14 protein-coding genes are annotated in these 16,481 nt (G+C 38.6%); 3 read left to right on the forward strand and 11 right to left on the reverse strand.

Annotated features, from left to right (window positions below):
• Positions 1 to 5: 5 nt before the first annotated feature.
• The 3 genes from ACPT9C_RS03220 to ACPT9C_RS03230 are packed head-to-tail and all read right to left on the reverse strand — an operon-like array spanning position 6 to position 1,962.
• Positions 6 to 815, reverse strand: a complete 810-nt coding sequence (locus ACPT9C_RS03220; RefSeq protein WP_118879869.1) for a virulence factor BrkB family protein — start codon at positions 813 to 815, stop codon at positions 6 to 8.
• Positions 812 to 1,297, reverse strand: coding sequence for a YchJ family protein (locus ACPT9C_RS03225; RefSeq protein ID WP_118879868.1), 486 nt, complete (start codon positions 1,295 to 1,297; stop codon positions 812 to 814). Before ACPT9C_RS03225 ends, ACPT9C_RS03220 begins: the two co-directional genes overlap by 4 nt.
• A 2-nt stretch (positions 1,298 to 1,299) precedes the next feature.
• Entirely contained in the window at positions 1,300 to 1,962 is a 663-nt protein-coding gene (locus tag ACPT9C_RS03230; RefSeq protein WP_050948900.1) for an MOSC domain-containing protein, read from the reverse strand.
• Positions 1,963 to 2,199: 237 nt separating this feature from the next.
• Between ACPT9C_RS03230 and udp the strand changes: the two genes are divergently transcribed.
• Positions 2,200 to 2,958: a uridine phosphorylase gene (gene udp, locus ACPT9C_RS03235; RefSeq protein ID WP_048946731.1), complete on the forward strand. Its 759-nt coding sequence runs from the start codon at positions 2,200 to 2,202 to the stop codon at positions 2,956 to 2,958.
• A gap of 224 nt (positions 2,959 to 3,182) precedes the next feature.
• Here udp and ACPT9C_RS03240 read toward each other — a convergent pair whose 3' ends face one another.
• The 4 genes from ACPT9C_RS03240 to ACPT9C_RS03255 are packed head-to-tail and all read right to left on the reverse strand — an operon-like array spanning position 3,183 to position 8,351.
• Complete coding sequence (locus ACPT9C_RS03240; RefSeq protein ID WP_005689473.1) at positions 3,183 to 4,499, reverse strand: MFS transporter; 1,317 nt, start codon at positions 4,497 to 4,499, stop codon at positions 3,183 to 3,185.
• 55 nt (positions 4,500 to 4,554) lie between these two features.
• Positions 4,555 to 5,298, reverse strand: coding sequence for a 2-succinyl-6-hydroxy-2,4-cyclohexadiene-1-carboxylate synthase (gene menH, locus ACPT9C_RS03245; protein ID WP_048946730.1), 744 nt, complete (start codon positions 5,296 to 5,298; stop codon positions 4,555 to 4,557).
• Positions 5,299 to 5,358: 60 nt separating this feature from the next.
• Complete coding sequence (gene menD / locus ACPT9C_RS03250; protein WP_050948902.1) at positions 5,359 to 7,065, reverse strand: 2-succinyl-5-enolpyruvyl-6-hydroxy-3-cyclohexene-1-carboxylic-acid synthase; 1,707 nt, start codon at positions 7,063 to 7,065, stop codon at positions 5,359 to 5,361.
• Positions 7,066 to 7,079: 14 nt separating this feature from the next.
• Positions 7,080 to 8,351, reverse strand: coding sequence for an isochorismate synthase (locus tag ACPT9C_RS03255; RefSeq protein ID WP_050948904.1), 1,272 nt, complete (start codon positions 8,349 to 8,351; stop codon positions 7,080 to 7,082).
• Between the two features lie 156 nt (positions 8,352 to 8,507).
• Here ACPT9C_RS03255 and ACPT9C_RS03260 point away from each other — a divergent pair, with 156 nt between their 5' ends.
• The gene (locus tag ACPT9C_RS03260) at positions 8,508 to 9,722 is read left to right on the forward strand and encodes a pyridoxal phosphate-dependent aminotransferase (protein ID WP_050948905.1); all 1,215 of its coding nucleotides are present in this window, start codon (positions 8,508 to 8,510) and stop codon (positions 9,720 to 9,722) included.
• 116 nt (positions 9,723 to 9,838) lie between these two features.
• A complete protein-coding gene (gene mtr, locus ACPT9C_RS03265; RefSeq protein ID WP_050948907.1) occupies positions 9,839 to 11,095 on the forward strand; it encodes a tryptophan permease in 1,257 nt (418 codons plus the stop codon).
• Positions 11,096 to 11,220: 125 nt separating this feature from the next.
• On the opposite strand, the gene ACPT9C_RS03270 is transcribed toward mtr, so the two are convergent.
• The 4 genes from ACPT9C_RS03270 to ACPT9C_RS03285 all read right to left on the reverse strand — a co-directional run bounded on the left by ACPT9C_RS03270 (position 11,221) and on the right by ACPT9C_RS03285 (position 16,433).
• The gene (locus ACPT9C_RS03270) at positions 11,221 to 12,588 is read right to left on the reverse strand and encodes an L-serine ammonia-lyase (RefSeq protein ID WP_050948909.1); all 1,368 of its coding nucleotides are present in this window, start codon (positions 12,586 to 12,588) and stop codon (positions 11,221 to 11,223) included.
• Positions 12,589 to 12,622: 34 nt separating this feature from the next.
• The gene (locus tag ACPT9C_RS03275; protein WP_050948910.1) at positions 12,623 to 13,861 is read right to left on the reverse strand and encodes an HAAAP family serine/threonine permease; all 1,239 of its coding nucleotides are present in this window, start codon (positions 13,859 to 13,861) and stop codon (positions 12,623 to 12,625) included.
• Between the two features lie 222 nt (positions 13,862 to 14,083).
• Positions 14,084 to 16,252: a heavy metal translocating P-type ATPase gene (locus tag ACPT9C_RS03280; RefSeq protein ID WP_061671299.1), complete on the reverse strand. Its 2,169-nt coding sequence runs from the start codon at positions 16,250 to 16,252 to the stop codon at positions 14,084 to 14,086.
• Positions 16,227 to 16,433 carry a heavy-metal-associated domain-containing protein gene (locus tag ACPT9C_RS03285; RefSeq protein WP_005631184.1) on the reverse strand — a complete coding sequence of 69 codons (207 nt, stop codon included), beginning with the start codon at positions 16,431 to 16,433 and terminating at the stop codon, positions 16,227 to 16,229. The genes ACPT9C_RS03280 and ACPT9C_RS03285 overlap by 26 nt, the downstream gene beginning before the upstream one ends.
• Positions 16,434 to 16,481: the final 48 nt, after the last annotated feature.

Consider the following 16,481-nt stretch of genomic DNA (forward strand, 5'->3'; position numbering starts at 1 on the left):
GAGCATTATTGCTCGATCTGCTCTCCAATTTCATCCAAGGTTGAAGCTAATTGCGCACCAACTAATACCACAAGCCAACTTATTTGAATCCACAATAACATAATTGGTAAGGTTGCCATTGCACCGTAAATTAATTGATAAGAGGGAAAAGTGACGATATACCAAGTAAATGCTTGTTTACCAAGAGTGAAAAAAATCGCGGCAAGAAATGCACCATAAGCTGAATGTTTAATTTTCACTTTTTTATTCGGTACAACCGTATAAATAAGCGTAAAAATAAACCAAGTAAATAAAAAAGGCACAAAACTGAGCAATTTTAAGCCTAATGATAAATGTTCCGATTGCTCAAACATTATTTTAATATACGAACTAATCCCAATACTGACGCCAATAATAAGTGGACCAAGTGTCAAAATCATCCAATAAATCGCAAAAGAAGAAAGCGGAGAGCGAGATTGACTATTGTGCCAAATACTATTTAATGTTCGGTCGATATTATTAATCAACATCAAGGCTACCGCAATCAAGCTAATAATACCAACAGCACTCATTTTCTTTGAGTTTGATACAAATTGATCGATATATTCGCCCACCATATCACTCGCTGATGGTGCAAAATTAGTAAAAATCATTTCTTTTAATTCTCCCGTCACTTCATTGAATACAGGAAAAGCAGAGAAAATAGAAAAAATAACCATAACTAAAGGAACCATTGCTAACATTGTGCTATAAGTCAATGCGCCAGCTACTTGATTAAGTTTATTTTCTGAAAAACGTTTCCAAAAGAGCAGGCTAAATTGTTTCAATGAAATCATAAAAATCCCCCACAGCAATGTTTAAATTTTTTACCCGAATCACAGACACAAGGTTGTTTCATTGTCGGTAATGATACCGTTGGATCTACAAAATACCAACGATCTTCAATTTTCACAAAAATTGACCGTTCTTGATGGACTTGTTCACAATCTTCGCCTTGAAAAATCGCCTTAAATTCCACCGCACTTTGAGTTTTTGTAAGGCTTTCCGTTTTTAGAATTTCTAATCCTAGCCACACGGTGTTGTCCGCCCATTCTTGTAATAAACTAGTTTCTAATAAAGTTTGTTGGCTTGGTACAGTTGTTGCAACAATATAAGGTATATTTTTTAACACATAAGCCGTATAACGTGAACGCATAAGTTGCTCTGCCGTTTCGGGAAATGCTTGTTTTAAATGAAATTTGCCACAACAATCTGCATAATGATGACCAGATTGACACGGACAATTTTCTAAAGAAAGTGCGGTTGAAATTTCTGACATATTTATCTCTGTTGTTTGAATTTCGATACTTGCGATCGAATTGAGCGTTTAAAGGCTTCGGCTAATACTTCAATATCTAATGCTGCTTCTAGTTCAGCTTCATTTTCAGGTGAGGATAACAAGCGATTTAAATGACGAATTGTTATTTGCGGATAAGGACGGGCGAGCAATTTTAGTTCATCGTTTTGCTTAATTATTCCTGTTTCAATAATACGAACATACCATCCACTAAGCCCCGTTTGATAAATAATATCACGTGTATTTTCGTTTTCTGTATTTTTTGATAAACGTTCGCAAGGTTTGCGTGGCTGGGATACTTCTAAAATGGTTGAACCGATTTGATAACGATCGCCAATACACACATTGTCTTCATTCAAGCCTGATACGACAAAATTTTCTCCGTATGTCGCAGTATCCATATAAGAAAAATCTTTATTTAATAAAGCATTTAATTTATTAAAAGAATCTGCCGACATAAAAAAGAGAGATTTATCTACACCACCATGATGTTTTTTCAAACCAACATCGTTTCCTTCCGCACCAAGAGAATGAATTTTTACCGATGGCACAACTTTTTTACGAATCGCGCTTTCATACTGGCTTCCATCGGAAAAGGTTAGGGTTTCAACTTGTCCCACTTTTATAACTAAAATTTTTGCATTCATTTTATTTTTCGCTTGTTCTAGAAAAAATTTACGTGGAATTATAACCGAAAACGTTTAACTTTTTGACCGCACTTTTTTTTTTACTTATTATTCGTTATCAGAAAAATGAAAAGGAAATAATGAAAATGTTTGAAAGAGAAAACAAAATTTTCTAAAAATGTTTTATTTCTTTTCTTTACAATAAGATTTTTCCTAAGGGCGAAATCATCACGTTCAATGATAATAAGGAGATTTATTATGTCAGACGTATTTCACTTAAACCTCACTAAAGCACAACTTAAAGGCGCAACACTCGCTATTGTTCCAGGCGATCCTGCGCGCAGTGAGCGTATTGCGAAACAACTTGATAACCCAGAGTTTCTTGCAAGCACGCGTGAATTTACATCGTGGTTAGGTTATGTCAATGGTCAGCCTATTGTTGTATGTTCTACGGGTATTGGTGGCCCTTCAACATCAATTTGTGTGGAAGAACTGGCTCAACTTGGTGTACGTACTTTCTTACGTATTGGTACAACGGGTGCAATTCAACCGCACATTAATGTAGGCGATGTTCTTATCACAACCGCTTCTGTTCGCTTAGATGGTGCAAGCTGTCATTTCGCACCTTTAGAATATCCCGCTGTGGCAAACTTTGAATGTACAACCGCACTTTATAATGCAGCGAAAGCAAAAGGTATCGAGCCTTATGTAGGCGTAACTGCATCATCTGATACATTCTATCCTGGTCAAGAACGTTATGATACCTATAGCGGTAAAGTATATCGTGATTACCAAGGGCTACTTAAACAATGGCAAGATTTGAATGTAATGAACTACGAAATGGAATCCTCAACATTGTTCACTATGTGTAGTGCATTGGGTTTACGTGCAGGAATGGTTGCAGGCGTGATTGTAAACCGTACTCAACAAGAAATTCCAAATGAAGCAACAATAAAGCAAACGGAAGAAAAAGCTGTGTCTGTTGTGATCGCAGCTGCACAAGCGTTGTTAAGTTAAATTAATATTTATTTGAAGCAATAAAACCTTATTTTATTCTGCACCTTAATTAGATTTATTTTCTAACGAAGTAAGGTGCAGATTTTTTATTAACAAACTGCGATCTTCTGATCAATTTAATCAAAGTAGTCTATTTGCTCGTTGGCATTAAAACCTAAACTTGATATAAGTTCTAAATAAACTATTTCTAAAGGCTAAATAACCTGAAATATTGACGACTAAAATTAGATTTCTGTTAAATCTACATTTTTAGTCTCTTTTGAGGCTAATAATGCCAAGAGAGTCATTAATACATTGATTGCTAAATAAATCCCTACGCCCATTACACCAAATGACGCATTAATTTTTAAAGAAATCATCGCCGCAATTGTTGCACCAATAATTGATGCCAAATTATAGGCAAGAGAGGCACCTGAATAACGTACTTCCGTTGGAAATAACTCTGGCAATAGCGCAGCCATTGGACCAAATGTCATTCCCATAATCGCCATACCAATCACTAAAAATGCAAATACGCTAACTGGTGTGCCATTTTCTAAGAATAACGGCATTGCTAAACCAAGCACACCGATAGCAATAGTTACCCAAATCAACCATTTACGACGACCGATTTTATCGGCATAAACACCAGAAATACTGATAAAAATACCAAATACAATGGCACTAATTAATAACAAGCCAGTAAATGTATTTGCTGGGATACCTAAGCCAAGCGCATAACCTGCCTCAGAAAGCTTTGGCGCTGTTCGAGAATATGCCTGTGCAAAAGCCGTCATAATGTAAAACAGAGAATAAGTTGCCACCATAATAAATGTACCAATGATCATTGGTTTTAAGTGTTTGGTAAACACAACACTCACTGGTGCATTCAATTTTTTGCCTTTTTGCTCTGCTTCCACAAATACGTGGCTTTCGTGTAAAGTTAAGCGAACATATAAGCCAACTGCAACTAATAAAATGGAAGAGACAAACGGAATACGCCACGCCCATTCAACAAGTGCATTATGACCAAGTAAATAGCTAACTAAGAAGAACGTTCCATTAGCGACAAATAAACCAATTGGTGCGCCTAATTGAGGGAAAGTACCGTACCAAGCTCGTTTTCCTTCTGGCGCATTTTCTGTTGCAACTAAAGCAGCACCACCCCATTCGCCACCAAGTCCAATACCTTGACCGACACGGCATACGCAAAGCAAAATCGGCGCCCAAATACCAATTTGAGCATAGTTAGGAAGTAAACCAATTACTACCGTTGAACCACCCATTAAAACAAGGGAGGCGACCAAGGTTTTTTTACGACCGATTTTATCGCCGAAGTGACCAAATAATGCCGAACCAATAGGACGTGCAAAAAATGCAAGTGCAAGCGTAGAAAGAGAAAGTAAGTCATTAGAAAGCGGATCATCGCTTTGGAAGAATTGCGTATTAAAAACTAATACAGCGGCAGCCGCATAGATATAATAATCAAAAAATTCGATTGCTGTACCGACCATCGAGGCTAACGCCACTTTCATCGGATTATTGCGAAGTTGTGTAGACATTGTGTTTTCCTAGAAGTTTATTATAAAAAGAAAGGGGTAAATCCTAGCATTTTAACTAAGGTCTAGCAATTTTTAATATGCAATTTTCTATTTTTTTAGAGAAATATTTTGAATTTTCTAAATGTGAGTTATGTCCAGCGCAGGGAATTGTCACTAAATTAATTTGATTTTCTTTCGCAATAGTTTGAAATTTATGATCTCGTTCGCCACAAAAATAAAAAAATGGCAAAGAACTTAACCGCACTTTTTCACTAAAATCAGGTTGCTTGGATAGACTTGTCGCCAACAACATTTTGCCAATATTTTCTCCACAATTTGATTTTCGTTTTTCAACTAACTGCAGTCTTTCTTCTGCAGTCAAATGGGAAAACACGGGCTGTTGATACCAATCATTTAACACATTTTCTGGCAATTCTTGTATAAAACGTTGCGACCAAGCAAAATCTTGCTGGAAACGAGCCTGTTTTTCTTCGTCGGTTTTTAAACCTAGATTCGCCCCTTCTAAAATAACGCCTTGCAAATTAGATCGTTCCACCTGAGCTTGCAGCGCATAATACAAAGCGATCCGTCCGCCTAGAGAATACCCAACAAGAAAATAGGGTTCATTTTTTACCGCACTTTTAATTTGCTGAGATAAATACTCCGCCGTTTCTTCAAAATTTGTAACTTCAACGCCTTTGGCTTGTCCATGAAAAGGCAAATCTAGCGGAATACAATTAAAGTGCGGTAAATTTTTAATGACTTTTTGCCAGTCGTTTTTTGTACCAAGAAGTCCGTGAAGAAAAATGATGTTTATCATTGAAGGGATTATTGATAGAAGTAATAAAATATGGCGGACCAAAGCCCGCCTACAGAATACTTAAGCACCAATCACGGCGTGACTAATTTGCTCGATTAAGCGTTTATACAAACTACTACCATCACTCGGATTCGTTTTAATTTCAATTAACGTTGCCTTACGACGGCTATAAGCCTGTTTAACAATGGAATTAAGATCTGCCCAAGTATAAGGATGAGCGTATTTGAGATCGAACATTGCCGCGATTTGAGAAAAATCGCCATTATGCGGTAATCGATAGAACTGATCTTTGACTTGTTCATCCACAGGTAACATATCAAAAATCGCGCCACCATTATTATTGATCACAAAAATTACCGTTGGTTGCGTAACGTTTTTGAATAATGAGACAGAATTCAAATCATATAAAGTGGAGGTATCGCCAATCACCGCAACAACAGGTTTATTTGAACCGATACTAATTCCCGCAGCAGTAGCCAATAAACCATCAATTCCACTCGCGCCACGATTAGTATAAACGGGATAACTTTCTGGTAATTGCGTTAGTGCATCAACCAGACGAACAAGTAAACTATTACCTAAAAATAAAACACCGTTATAAGGTAAAAGTGTTGGTAAACGTAATGCGAGCGAGGCTTCCGTTAAATTTCCGCCTACTTGCTGTTCAATAAAGGTCGCACAGAACTTAGATAAAGCTAATGGCTCAAGCAACCAAGGCTTTTGGCGTAAAGGTGGATGTGCACGCAACCAATGATGTGCTTTAGCATTGAATCTTGTCAGCGAATGATGATAAGGATCTAATGCCTTACCGCTTTGTTCAACCAACCAAAATTCCCCTTTAAACGCCTGTAAGAATTGATTAATGCGTTTACTAATAAAGCGTGCACCAAATTGAATCACAATATCAGCTTGCAGAAGTTTTTCACGAACAGTTTGGTTTGCTAGCCAAATATCTTCATAAGGCGTCGTTGGAACAACACCAGATTGAATATCCGTCAGTAACACCCAGCCCATAGCACTTGCCCAAGCATTAATGCCCATCGCTTGTTCTGCAGGTAATTGACCAACCACAACGACACCACGTTTGGTACGCCAATAATCCCAGTTTTCATGCATTAATACTTCGTTCTGTTGCGCTTCTACATTCATCCAAGGCTTGGTTTGAATTAACCAGCGTTGCAACGGCAGCAGCCAAGAGTGAGAATCTACAGCCTCATCAGTTGCATCATAAAGTGGCTCGGCAAATGGCACATTAATATGAACAACGCCACCTTGTTGTTTTTGTTGAAAGGCTGCCTGTTCAAGTAGAGAAATTAACCACTGCGCAGAATAATCAGCGTTCGGTTTGGGTAAATTAACATTTGCAACCGGATACTGACCAAACATATTTTGCTGCAAAATAGCCTGATTTGCACCGCACTCCCAAAGTTCTGGTGGACGATCCGCAGTTAAAACAAATAAATTCACACCCGTTTGGCGTGCTTCAATAATGGCAGGATAAAGGTTTGCTGTTGCTGTGCCTGATGTCACAATAATTGCGACAGGGGATTGAGTTGCCTTAGCAATACCCAAGGCAAAAAAACCTAAACCACGTTCATCAAAATGCGTATGACAAGTGACTGAACCCGCATTTTGCAAACGTACGGCTTCTAGAGTTAAAGGTGTCGAACGCGAACCTGGCGCGATACAAACGTGAGAAACGCCTTGACGCATCAAGGTTTCTAAAATCACTTTCGACCAACAACGATTAAACACGCTTACCGACATTTTTTTCTCCGTTATCATTTTTCTTCTGCAAACAAGGAAATCAACCCTGCTGCTTTACGTTCAATTTCTTTCCATTCTTCCAATGGCTGCGAGCCTGCCACAATGCCCGCGCCAGCAAATACACGAATCCGATGACCCTCAATAAAGGCGGAACGAATCGCCACACAAAACTCTGAACATGCATCGCTCATCACGCCCAATGTTCCCGCATACCAGCCTCGATCAAAGGTTTCAATTTCTGACAAAATCATTTTGGCTTGTTGCTGTGGCAAACCAGATACTGCAGCTGTAGGATGAATCGCTTTTAATATATTTACATCTGCATAATGTGCGGTCAAATTTGCACGAATTTTACGAATCAAATGTTGTACTTTACGTAACGGTTTCAACTCCACATTGCTTACATCAAAACTTTCTACTTGCTTACGTAAATTCTGCGAAATATCTTCTACGACCAACCAATTTTCTTTTAAATTTTTCTCGTCATTTAACAACCAATTGGCTTGAGATTGCGTTTCTTCCTCACTTTCAGAAACCGATGCTGTCCCCGCCAAAGCTTCAGTTAGCAACAAGTTATACTCACGAGCAAATAGGCGTTCTGGCGTAGAACCAACAAAAACCGAATAAGGATTTTCAGCCCACAAAAAATGATAACAACCTTGATTTTGTTTTTCGCTTTCTGCTAAAAAATCGTACGCATTAATCGCTTGCTTTAAATGAAAAGTGGTTTCATTGGCTAATACAATTTTTGTCAGCTCTCCACTTTTAATTTCTACCAAAGCCTGATTTACCCAATCGCACCAAGTTCTTTCGTTAGCTCGAGGCTCTGTATGCAAAGGAATTTGTTTTGGCAAAGCAGAAAGTGCGGTGATATTTTCAAAAGTTTTTAGGTGGGCTAAAGTATCATTCGCACTTTGCTCATCTTTCACAAAAAATGATACCAATGCACCTTTCTCATCCTGTTCAACAAGAATTTTTGGCAATACAAATTGTGCGGTACCTTGAAATTGCAAACCACCTACCAGTGGGAAACCACTTTCTTCAATAAACTCTTGCGCTAAATTTAATTGTGAAAATGACTGCACTTCGCCAAGCGCAGCCAATGCTTTTTCTTCATCACGAAAATGTAAATAAAATTGTGGATACGCAGATTGACTTTTCAGCCAAGCCAATAAATCGACCTTGTCCAGTTTCACCTGAAAACGGACAAGTTCATTCGTTGATTGCTGTAAATATGCGTGAATTTTCGATTTTAACTCGCCTATTGCCTGCGCTAAATAACTCATTAGATTTTGTTTTAAATACACAAAAAATTAGCCGTATTCTACCGCAGATTGTTAATGACAAAAAATTTTTTTACAAAATCTTTTCAATATTGAAAATTCAGCGTAAATTAACCGCACTTTTCTCGAAAAATTTATTAGAAACAAAAGGATTTCACTATGCGATTATTCCCAAAATCCGACAAATTAGAACACGTATGTTATGACATTCGTGGGCCAGTGCATAAAGAAGCACTACGCTTAGAAGAAGAAGGCAATAAAATTTTAAAACTTAATATCGGCAACCCCGCCCCTTTCGGCTTTGAAGCACCCGATGAAATTTTAGTGGACGTGCTACGTAATTTACCATCGGCTCAAGGCTATTGTGATTCAAAAGGGTTATATTCTGCTCGTAAGGCGATTGTGCAATATTATCAATCAAAAGGGATTCACGGCGCGACCGTCAATGATGTGTATATTGGTAACGGCGTATCTGAGCTTATCACAATGGCAATGCAAGCATTACTTAATGATGGCGATGAAGTGCTTGTGCCGATGCCTGATTATCCGCTTTGGACTGCAGCGGTAACACTTTCTGGCGGTAAAGCTGTTCATTACCTTTGTGATGAAGAAGCAAATTGGTTCCCTGCTATTGATGATATTAAAGCGAAAGTGAATGCTAAAACTAAAGCCATTGTTATCATCAACCCGAATAACCCAACGGGTGCTGTATATAGCAAAGAATTATTACAAGAAATTGTGGAAATCGCTCGCCAAAATAATTTGATTATCTTCGCTGACGAAATCTACGACAAAATTCTATACGATGGTGCGGTGCATCATCACATTTCCGCACTTGCCCCTGATTTATTAACCGTTACACTGAATGGGCTATCAAAAGCTTATCGAGTTGCGGGCTTCCGCCAAGGCTGGATGATTTTGAACGGCCCAAAACATAATGCGAAAGGTTATATTGAAGGTTTAGATATGCTGGCATCTATGCGTTTATGTGCTAACGTACCAATGCAACATGCAATTCAAACCGCACTTGGTGGCTACCAAAGTATTAATGAATTTATTTTACCGGGCGGCCGATTACTTGAGCAACGAAACAAAGCCTATGATCTTATTACTCAAATACCCGGCATTACTTGCGTAAAACCAATGGGTGCGATGTATATGTTCCCGAAAATTGATGTGAAAAAATTCAATATTCACAGTGATGAAAAAATGGTGCTTGATTTACTCCGCCAAGAAAAAGTGTTACTTGTGCACGGTAAAGGATTTAATTGGCATTCGCCAGATCACTTCCGTGTTGTTACTCTTCCTTATGTAAATCAACTTGAAGAAGCCATTACAAAATTAGCAAGATTTTTGTCTGATTACCGTCAATAATGAATGCTTTGACAACATTACAAAGGGGACTGAATGTCCCCTTTTTATCGATATAAATATATTGCACTTTCCTTTTGCACTACTATAATAGTGCAAATTTATTTTAGAGGCATTTTATGACACAACAAAGATCCCCTTCTCTCTTAGGCGGTGCGATGATCATCGCTGGTACAGCTATTGGTGCAGGCATGCTGGCTAACCCAACTTCAACGGCTGGTGTATGGTTTATTGGTTCGATTCTCGCTTTAATTTATACTTGGTTTTGTATGACGACATCAGGATTAATGATCCTAGAAGCTAATCTGCATTATCCAACAGGTTCAAGTTTTGACACCATCGTTAAAGATTTATTAGGAAAAAGTTGGAATATTATCAATGGTCTTTCCGTTGCTTTCGTCTTATATATTTTGACTTATGCCTACATAACCTCAGGCGGAGGCATTACACAAAATCTGCTTAACCAAGCGTTCAGTTCTGCTGAAAGTGCGGTAGATATTGGAAGAACTTCAGGATCTTTAATTTTCTGCCTTATCCTTGCAGCCTTCGTGTGGCTTTCAACCAAAGCGGTGGACCGTTTCACAACTGTGTTAATTGTCGGGATGGTGGTCGCTTTTTTCCTTTCTACCATTGGTTTATTAAGCTCTGTAAAAACAGAAGTTTTATTCAATACGGTCTCTCAAAGCGAACAAACATATTTACCTTATTTATTGACCGCACTTCCAGTTTGTCTCGTGTCCTTTGGTTTCCACGGGAATGTTCCAAGTCTCGTCAAATATTACGATCGTGATGGTTGTCGTGTGATGAAATCGATCTTTATTGGTACGGGCTTAGCATTAGTGATTTACATCTTATGGCAGCTTGCTGTGCAAGGTAATTTACCACGCACTGAATTTGCCCCAGTCATTGAAAAAGGCGGCGATGTTTCTGCATTATTAGAGGCTTTACATAAATATATTGAAGTAGAATACCTTGCCGTCGTATTAAATTTCTTTGCTTATATGGCAATTTCTACGTCATTCTTAGGTGTAACTTTAGGTTTATTTGACTATATCGCCGATCTGTTTAAATTTGACGATAGCTTATTAGGCAGAACAAAAACAACACTTGTTACTTTTTTACCGCCATTATTGCTAAGCCTGCAATTTCCTTATGGATTTGTGATTGCCATTGGTTACGCTGGATTGGCGGCAACAATTTGGGCTGCAATTGTCCCCGCACTTCTTGCCAAAGCAAGCCGTCAAAAATTCCCACAAGCAAGTTATAAAGTGTACGGAGGAAATTTTATGATTGGGTTTGTAATGTTATTTGGCATATTAAATATTGTGGCGCAAATTGGGGCAAACTTAGGTTGGTTTGCAAGTTTTACTGGGTAAGTTTTAAAGAATGGATTTAAATTTTCAAGATATTTAAATAATTAAATAATGATCTGCACCTTATAGGTGGGTTATGTAGTCCAACTAATTCATGCAGATCAGCCCCTTAATTATTTTACTTTTTATTAGTTACAAACAATCTTCACTGCCAGTCCGCCTTGCGATGTTTCGCGATACTTAGCGTTCATATCTTTGCCTGTTTCGTACATTGTTTCAATCACTTTATCCAAGCTTACTCTTGGATTAGTGGTACGGCGTAAAGCCATACGTGATGCATTGATTGCTTTAACTGAAGCAATCGCATTGCGTTCGATACAAGGTACTTGAACTTGACCGCCGACAGGGTCGCAAGTTAATCCTAAATTATGCTCCATTGCAATTTCAGCTGCGATGCACACTTGTAGTGGATTGCCACCCAGAATTTCAGCAAGTCCTGCAGCCGCCATTGAACAAGCTACACCGACTTCACCTTGACACCCCACTTCTGCGCCAGAAATCGAAGCGTTCATTTTATAAAGTGAACCAATCATACCCGCTGCTAATAAATAGCGTTCAATGATTTCAGATGTTAATGGCGAGATAAATTTTTCGTAGTAAGCTAATACAGCTGGAATAATCCCACACGCACCGTTAGTTGGTGCCGTAACCACGCGCCCGCCCGCTGCATTTTCTTCATTGACAGCAAGCGCAAACATATTGACCCAGTCGATTACGCGCATTGGATCGTTAGATAAATTCGTATTTGCTTGCAACGCACGATAAAGTGAAGCTGCACGACGTGGTACTCTTAATGGGCCGGGTAAAATACCCTCTGTGTGAATGCCGTGTTCAATACAAGCTTGCATCGTTTTCCAAACATTCTCTATATGAGCACTGACTGCCTCTTTGCCATTCAATGCGATTTCATTTTCCAACATCACAGTGGAAAGCATTAAGCCGTTATCACTGCAATGCTTCAAAATATCTTCTGCATTTTTGTAAGGGTAAGGCACTTGGACTGTGGTTTTTTCTTCTTTGCCAAAATGGGCTTCATCGACAATAAAACCACCACCGATCGAATAATAGGTTTGGCGATAAAGCTCTGTTCGATTTTCATCAAGTGCGGTAATTGTCATGCCATTTTCGTGCAATTTTAAAAAAGTGCGGTGGAAAATGAGATTATTTTCAAAATCAAATTTTACCGTTTTTTGATCAACATTAATGGGTAAAAGCGCAGTTTGTTTCACTTTCTCGATGAAACCTGAAATCATATCGATGTCCACATTATGTGGTAAATAACCCGCTAATCCCATAATGATGGCGATATCTGTACTGTGACCTCTCCCTGTCATCGAAAGAGAACCATACACATCCACATGAATTTCAGCTGTTTGTTCAAACTGATTTCGTTTAATTAAGTCGTCTATAAATTGCTTGCCCGCTTTCATCGGACCGACCGTGTGGGAACTGGATGGCCCAATTCCCACTTTAAACATATCAAATACGCTAATCATAAATTTCTCAAAATTCGTTAAAAATTAAAGGCGATTATAATAATCCATAAACAACTGCAGAAATAGCAATTAGTCCCATAATTGTTACAAATACATTACTGAAACGTCCGCTGTAGCGTTTCATTGCTGGGATTTTGCGAATCGCATACATTGGCATAATGAATAAAATCATCGCAATGATTGGGCCGCCAAGAGATTCAATTAAGCCTAAGATACTTGGATTAATAATCGCAACGCCCCATAAGGTTAATAAGAAGAAAAGTGCGGTCGCATAATTGAGTTTTTTACGATTTACAGATTCGCCTTTCATTTTCAAATATAAGCCTTCTAATCCTTCACGTGCCCCCATATAGTGACCGAAGAATGAACTTGTAATCGCTAAGAATGCAACAAGCGGGCCAAAATAAGAGATATATGGATTATCAAATTTATTTGCTAAGAAAGACAAGATACTAATATTCTGTTCTTTTGCTGCCACTAATTCTTCAGGTGTTAGTGTTAATACACAGCTAAATACGAAGAACATTACGAAGAATAATAAAATCGTTGAAGCACCTTTTTCTGTATGGCTGATATGGCGTTCTGCGCCCTCAAACGTTTTGTATTCACGGAATTGTGAGCAAGTGAACGATGAAGTCGCTGGCGAATGGTTAAATGAAAATACTAATACGGGAATGGTTAGCCATAAAGTGGTTAAGAAACCACCTGCTGTTGGAAATTCATATAATACGGCACTATTCCATTCAGGAATTAAGTAAATAGAAAGAACAAATAAAATTAAGACTAACGGGTAAACAAGCCATTCTGTGATTTTTAACATCACTTTTTCATTAAATAACATCACGGAAATCAATACCGCAATTAATACAAAAGAGAGAATGACTCGATTTGGTGATGCCATACCAAGTTGATTTACAATAAAAGAATCTACGGTGTTAGTAATACCGTTACCGTAAATCAACAGAATAGGGAAAATCGCGAAAAAATAAAGTAAGGTAATAAGTTTACCCGCTGTTTTACCAAAGTGTTCTTCCACTACTTCAGTAATATCGCTGCCAGGATTTTTTGATGAAAGTACAAAGTAGGCTAAGCCACGGTGAGCAAAATAAGTCATTGGCCCGACGATAATTGCCATTAAAACTAACGGCCAAAATCCACCCATCCCTGCGTTAATCGGCAAGAACAATACGCCCGCGCCAACCGCCGTACCGAAAAGGTTTAACATCCATGTTGCATCAAATTTGTTCCATTTGAGTTTTTCTGTTGATTTCATAGTTTGCTCCAAAGCATAAATTACTTAAATTTGTCAATTTGTAGAGCAAAATATGCCCTAACAAAATTTGAGTATTATGTTATGCCGATAAATAGAGAATCTCAAAGAGAAAATTCTAAAATTGTGATCAAGTTAAAATTTTTTTATAAAAAGTGCGGTAATTTTCAGCGACAAAAAAATCGGTGCGATGACGACACCGATTGCGTATAAAAATAAATGAAATTAGAACCGCACTTTTTTCAATCTTAAGGCGTTCATCAATACGGAAATTGAGCTCAACGCCATAGCAGCACCAGCGATTATAGGGCTAAGAAAACCGAAAGCTGCAAGGGGTATGCCGAGAATATTGTAAATCAAAGCAAAAAATAGATTTTGTTTGATATTTTTCAAGGTTGCTATTGCAATAAAAAGTGCATCCACAAGTTGATTCACCGAATGTTGCATAAGCGTTGCAGAGGCAGTTTGTTCTGCAATATCTGAACCTGATTTCATCGCAAAACTGACGTTTGCCGCGGCTAAAGCAGGCGCATCATTTATTCCATCGCCTACCATTGCGACAATATGACCTTGAGCTTTCAGCTTTTGGATTTGTTCCGCTTTATCTCTTGGAGTTAGTTTCCCAAAGGCTTTCTTAATGCCGAGTTGTTTCGCTATGTAATCCACGACAGATTGTTGATCGCCACTCATAATTACGACATCAATATTTTGCTGTTGTAAGCGTTGAATGGCGTGCAAGCTATCGTTTTTTAAAGTATCCGTCAGCGCAAATGCACCGATGGGTTCATCATTTATGGATACCGCGACAATGCTCGCAATTTGCCAAATATCCTCTAAATTTTTAGGCAAGATTAAACCGCAATAATCGGGTTTACCGACTTTTATTGTTCCCACTTGTTCTAATTCGGCTTGAATGCCTTGACCCACTTCCATCTTTGAAAAAAGTGCGGTGGGAATTTCTAACATTTTTTGTTCTGCTGCTTGCACAATAGCTTTTGCAATTGGGTGGTTAGCTTGTCGTTCAACTGCTGCTGCAAAACGATACAAATCGTCTTCAGAATACACCGCACTTTGTGGCTGCCATAAAGCAGAGATTTCAAGCTCGCCTTTTGTTAATGTGCCTGTTTTATCAAGCACAACGGTATCCACATGGGCGGTTTCCTCCATTGCAGCCGCATCTTTAAACCATACGCCAGTATTGACTGCTTTACCTAAACCAACCATTATGGCTGCTGGTGTGGCTAATCCCAAGGCACAAGGGCAAGCAATCACAAGCACGGATACCGCGTGAATAAGTGAAGACACACTATCATTCGTCAGAATATAAGTGAGTGCGAAAGTAACAAGTGAAATCACTAAAACGACAGGCACAAACACGGAAGCAACTTTGTCAGCAAATCGAGCAATGGGTGCTTTTGAACCTTGTGCATCTGATAATGCATTCATCATATCGCCAAGTAAGGTTTGGCTACCAAGCTGATTTGCTCGATAGATAATAGAACCTTCTGTTACCATCGCCCCCGCTAATACTTTTCCACCTTTCTGTTTTTCTTCTGGACGAGACTCGCCCGTTAAATGGCTTTCATCACACCATCCATTTCCACTTTCAATTATGCCGTCTGCCGCAATACGCTCGCCTTGATTCGCACGAATGATTTCGCCGATATTGACTTGGTCAAGGGCAATTTCAGTCCATTTGTCATTACGTAAAACAGTGACTTTTTTCGGTGTCAGTTGCAAGAGCATACTCAAGCTATTTAGGCTGTGCTTTTTAGTGCGATCTTCAAGAAATTTCCCAAGACTGACAAAACCAATTACCATTACAGAAGCTTCAAAATACACATGCCCCATTGCATGATCGGCGTGGTAAAACAGCATAAAAGCAGAATAAAGATAAATAGTGAGCGTTCCTATGCTGACCAGTACATCCATATTGGCAAGTCCACCACGAATACTACCGATTGCTCCGCGATAAAATGGAATGGCTAACCAAAGTTGCACAATGCTCGCTAATGCAAATTGCCAAATCGGCGGTAACATTAAGTGATGGGAGCCACCTATCATACCAAGCATTCCAATCAGAAATGGAATATTGATTATCCAAAGTACGATTAATCGCCAAGGGATTGATGTATTTTCTTCTATTGGTAATTCGTTGGCTTGTTTGATATGGGCAGAGAAACCTGTTTTATGGATAATCTCTATAATTTGAGCTTCGCTTGCTTGCGTAGCGTCAAATACAACTTGTGCTTCTTCGGCAGCAAAATTTACGCCTGCTTGTTGCACAAATGGTTTTTTATTTAAAACTTTTTCAATGCGATTGGCACAAGATTGGCAGGTCATCCCACCAATCTGAATCGAAATTTTTTTACTCTGTGGCGTCAAATCCAGCATCTTCAATGACCTCAATCAACTGTGCAACATTGACTCGATTTTCATCAAAAGTAATATTTGCTTTACCCTCTAATTGCACATCAGCAGATTGTACACCATCTAATTCAGTTAAAACTTGAGTAAGACTTTTTACGCAACAGCCGCAATGTATGCCTTTTATGTTTAATGTGATAGTTTTCATTTTTACTCCTTGTTAGTTGTTTTATTGATGAATGCGATTGGCACAAGA

The sequence above is a fragment of the Haemophilus sp. HN_Hi16 genome (assembly GCF_049823435.1).
GTDB classification, from domain to species: Bacteria; Pseudomonadota; Gammaproteobacteria; order Enterobacterales; family Pasteurellaceae; genus Haemophilus; species Haemophilus influenzae_D.

Excerpts from the sequence above, each read along its gene's own strand:
- ACPT9C_RS03225 (WP_118879868.1), bottom strand. The coding sequence starts at position 1,297 with ATGTCAGAAATTTCAACCGCACTTTCTTTAGAAAATTGTCCGTGTCAA.
- ACPT9C_RS03270 (WP_050948909.1), bottom strand. The coding sequence starts at position 12,588 with ATGATTAGCGTATTTGATATGTTTAAAGTGGGAATTGGGCCATCCAGT.
- ACPT9C_RS03285 (WP_005631184.1), bottom strand. The coding sequence starts at position 16,433 with ATGAAAACTATCACATTAAACATAAAAGGCATACATTGCGGCTGTTGC.
- ACPT9C_RS03280 (WP_061671299.1), bottom strand. The coding sequence starts at position 16,252 with ATGCTGGATTTGACGCCACAGAGTAAAAAAATTTCGATTCAGATTGGT.
- udp (WP_048946731.1), top strand. The coding sequence starts at position 2,200 with ATGTCAGACGTATTTCACTTAAACCTCACTAAAGCACAACTTAAAGGC.
- ACPT9C_RS03230 (WP_050948900.1), bottom strand. The coding sequence starts at position 1,962 with ATGAATGCAAAAATTTTAGTTATAAAAGTGGGACAAGTTGAAACCCTA.
- ACPT9C_RS03220 (WP_118879869.1), bottom strand. The coding sequence starts at position 815 with ATGATTTCATTGAAACAATTTAGCCTGCTCTTTTGGAAACGTTTTTCA.
- ACPT9C_RS03260 (WP_050948905.1), top strand. The coding sequence starts at position 8,508 with ATGCGATTATTCCCAAAATCCGACAAATTAGAACACGTATGTTATGAC.
- mtr (WP_050948907.1), top strand. The coding sequence starts at position 9,839 with ATGACACAACAAAGATCCCCTTCTCTCTTAGGCGGTGCGATGATCATC.
- ACPT9C_RS03275 (WP_050948910.1), bottom strand. The coding sequence starts at position 13,861 with ATGAAATCAACAGAAAAACTCAAATGGAACAAATTTGATGCAACATGG.
- ACPT9C_RS03255 (WP_050948904.1), bottom strand. The coding sequence starts at position 8,351 with ATGAGTTATTTAGCGCAGGCAATAGGCGAGTTAAAATCGAAAATTCAC.
- ACPT9C_RS03240 (WP_005689473.1), bottom strand. The coding sequence starts at position 4,499 with ATGTCTACACAACTTCGCAATAATCCGATGAAAGTGGCGTTAGCCTCG.
- menH (WP_048946730.1), bottom strand. The coding sequence starts at position 5,298 with ATGATAAACATCATTTTTCTTCACGGACTTCTTGGTACAAAAAACGAC.
- menD (WP_050948902.1), bottom strand. The coding sequence starts at position 7,065 with ATGTCGGTAAGCGTGTTTAATCGTTGTTGGTCGAAAGTGATTTTAGAA.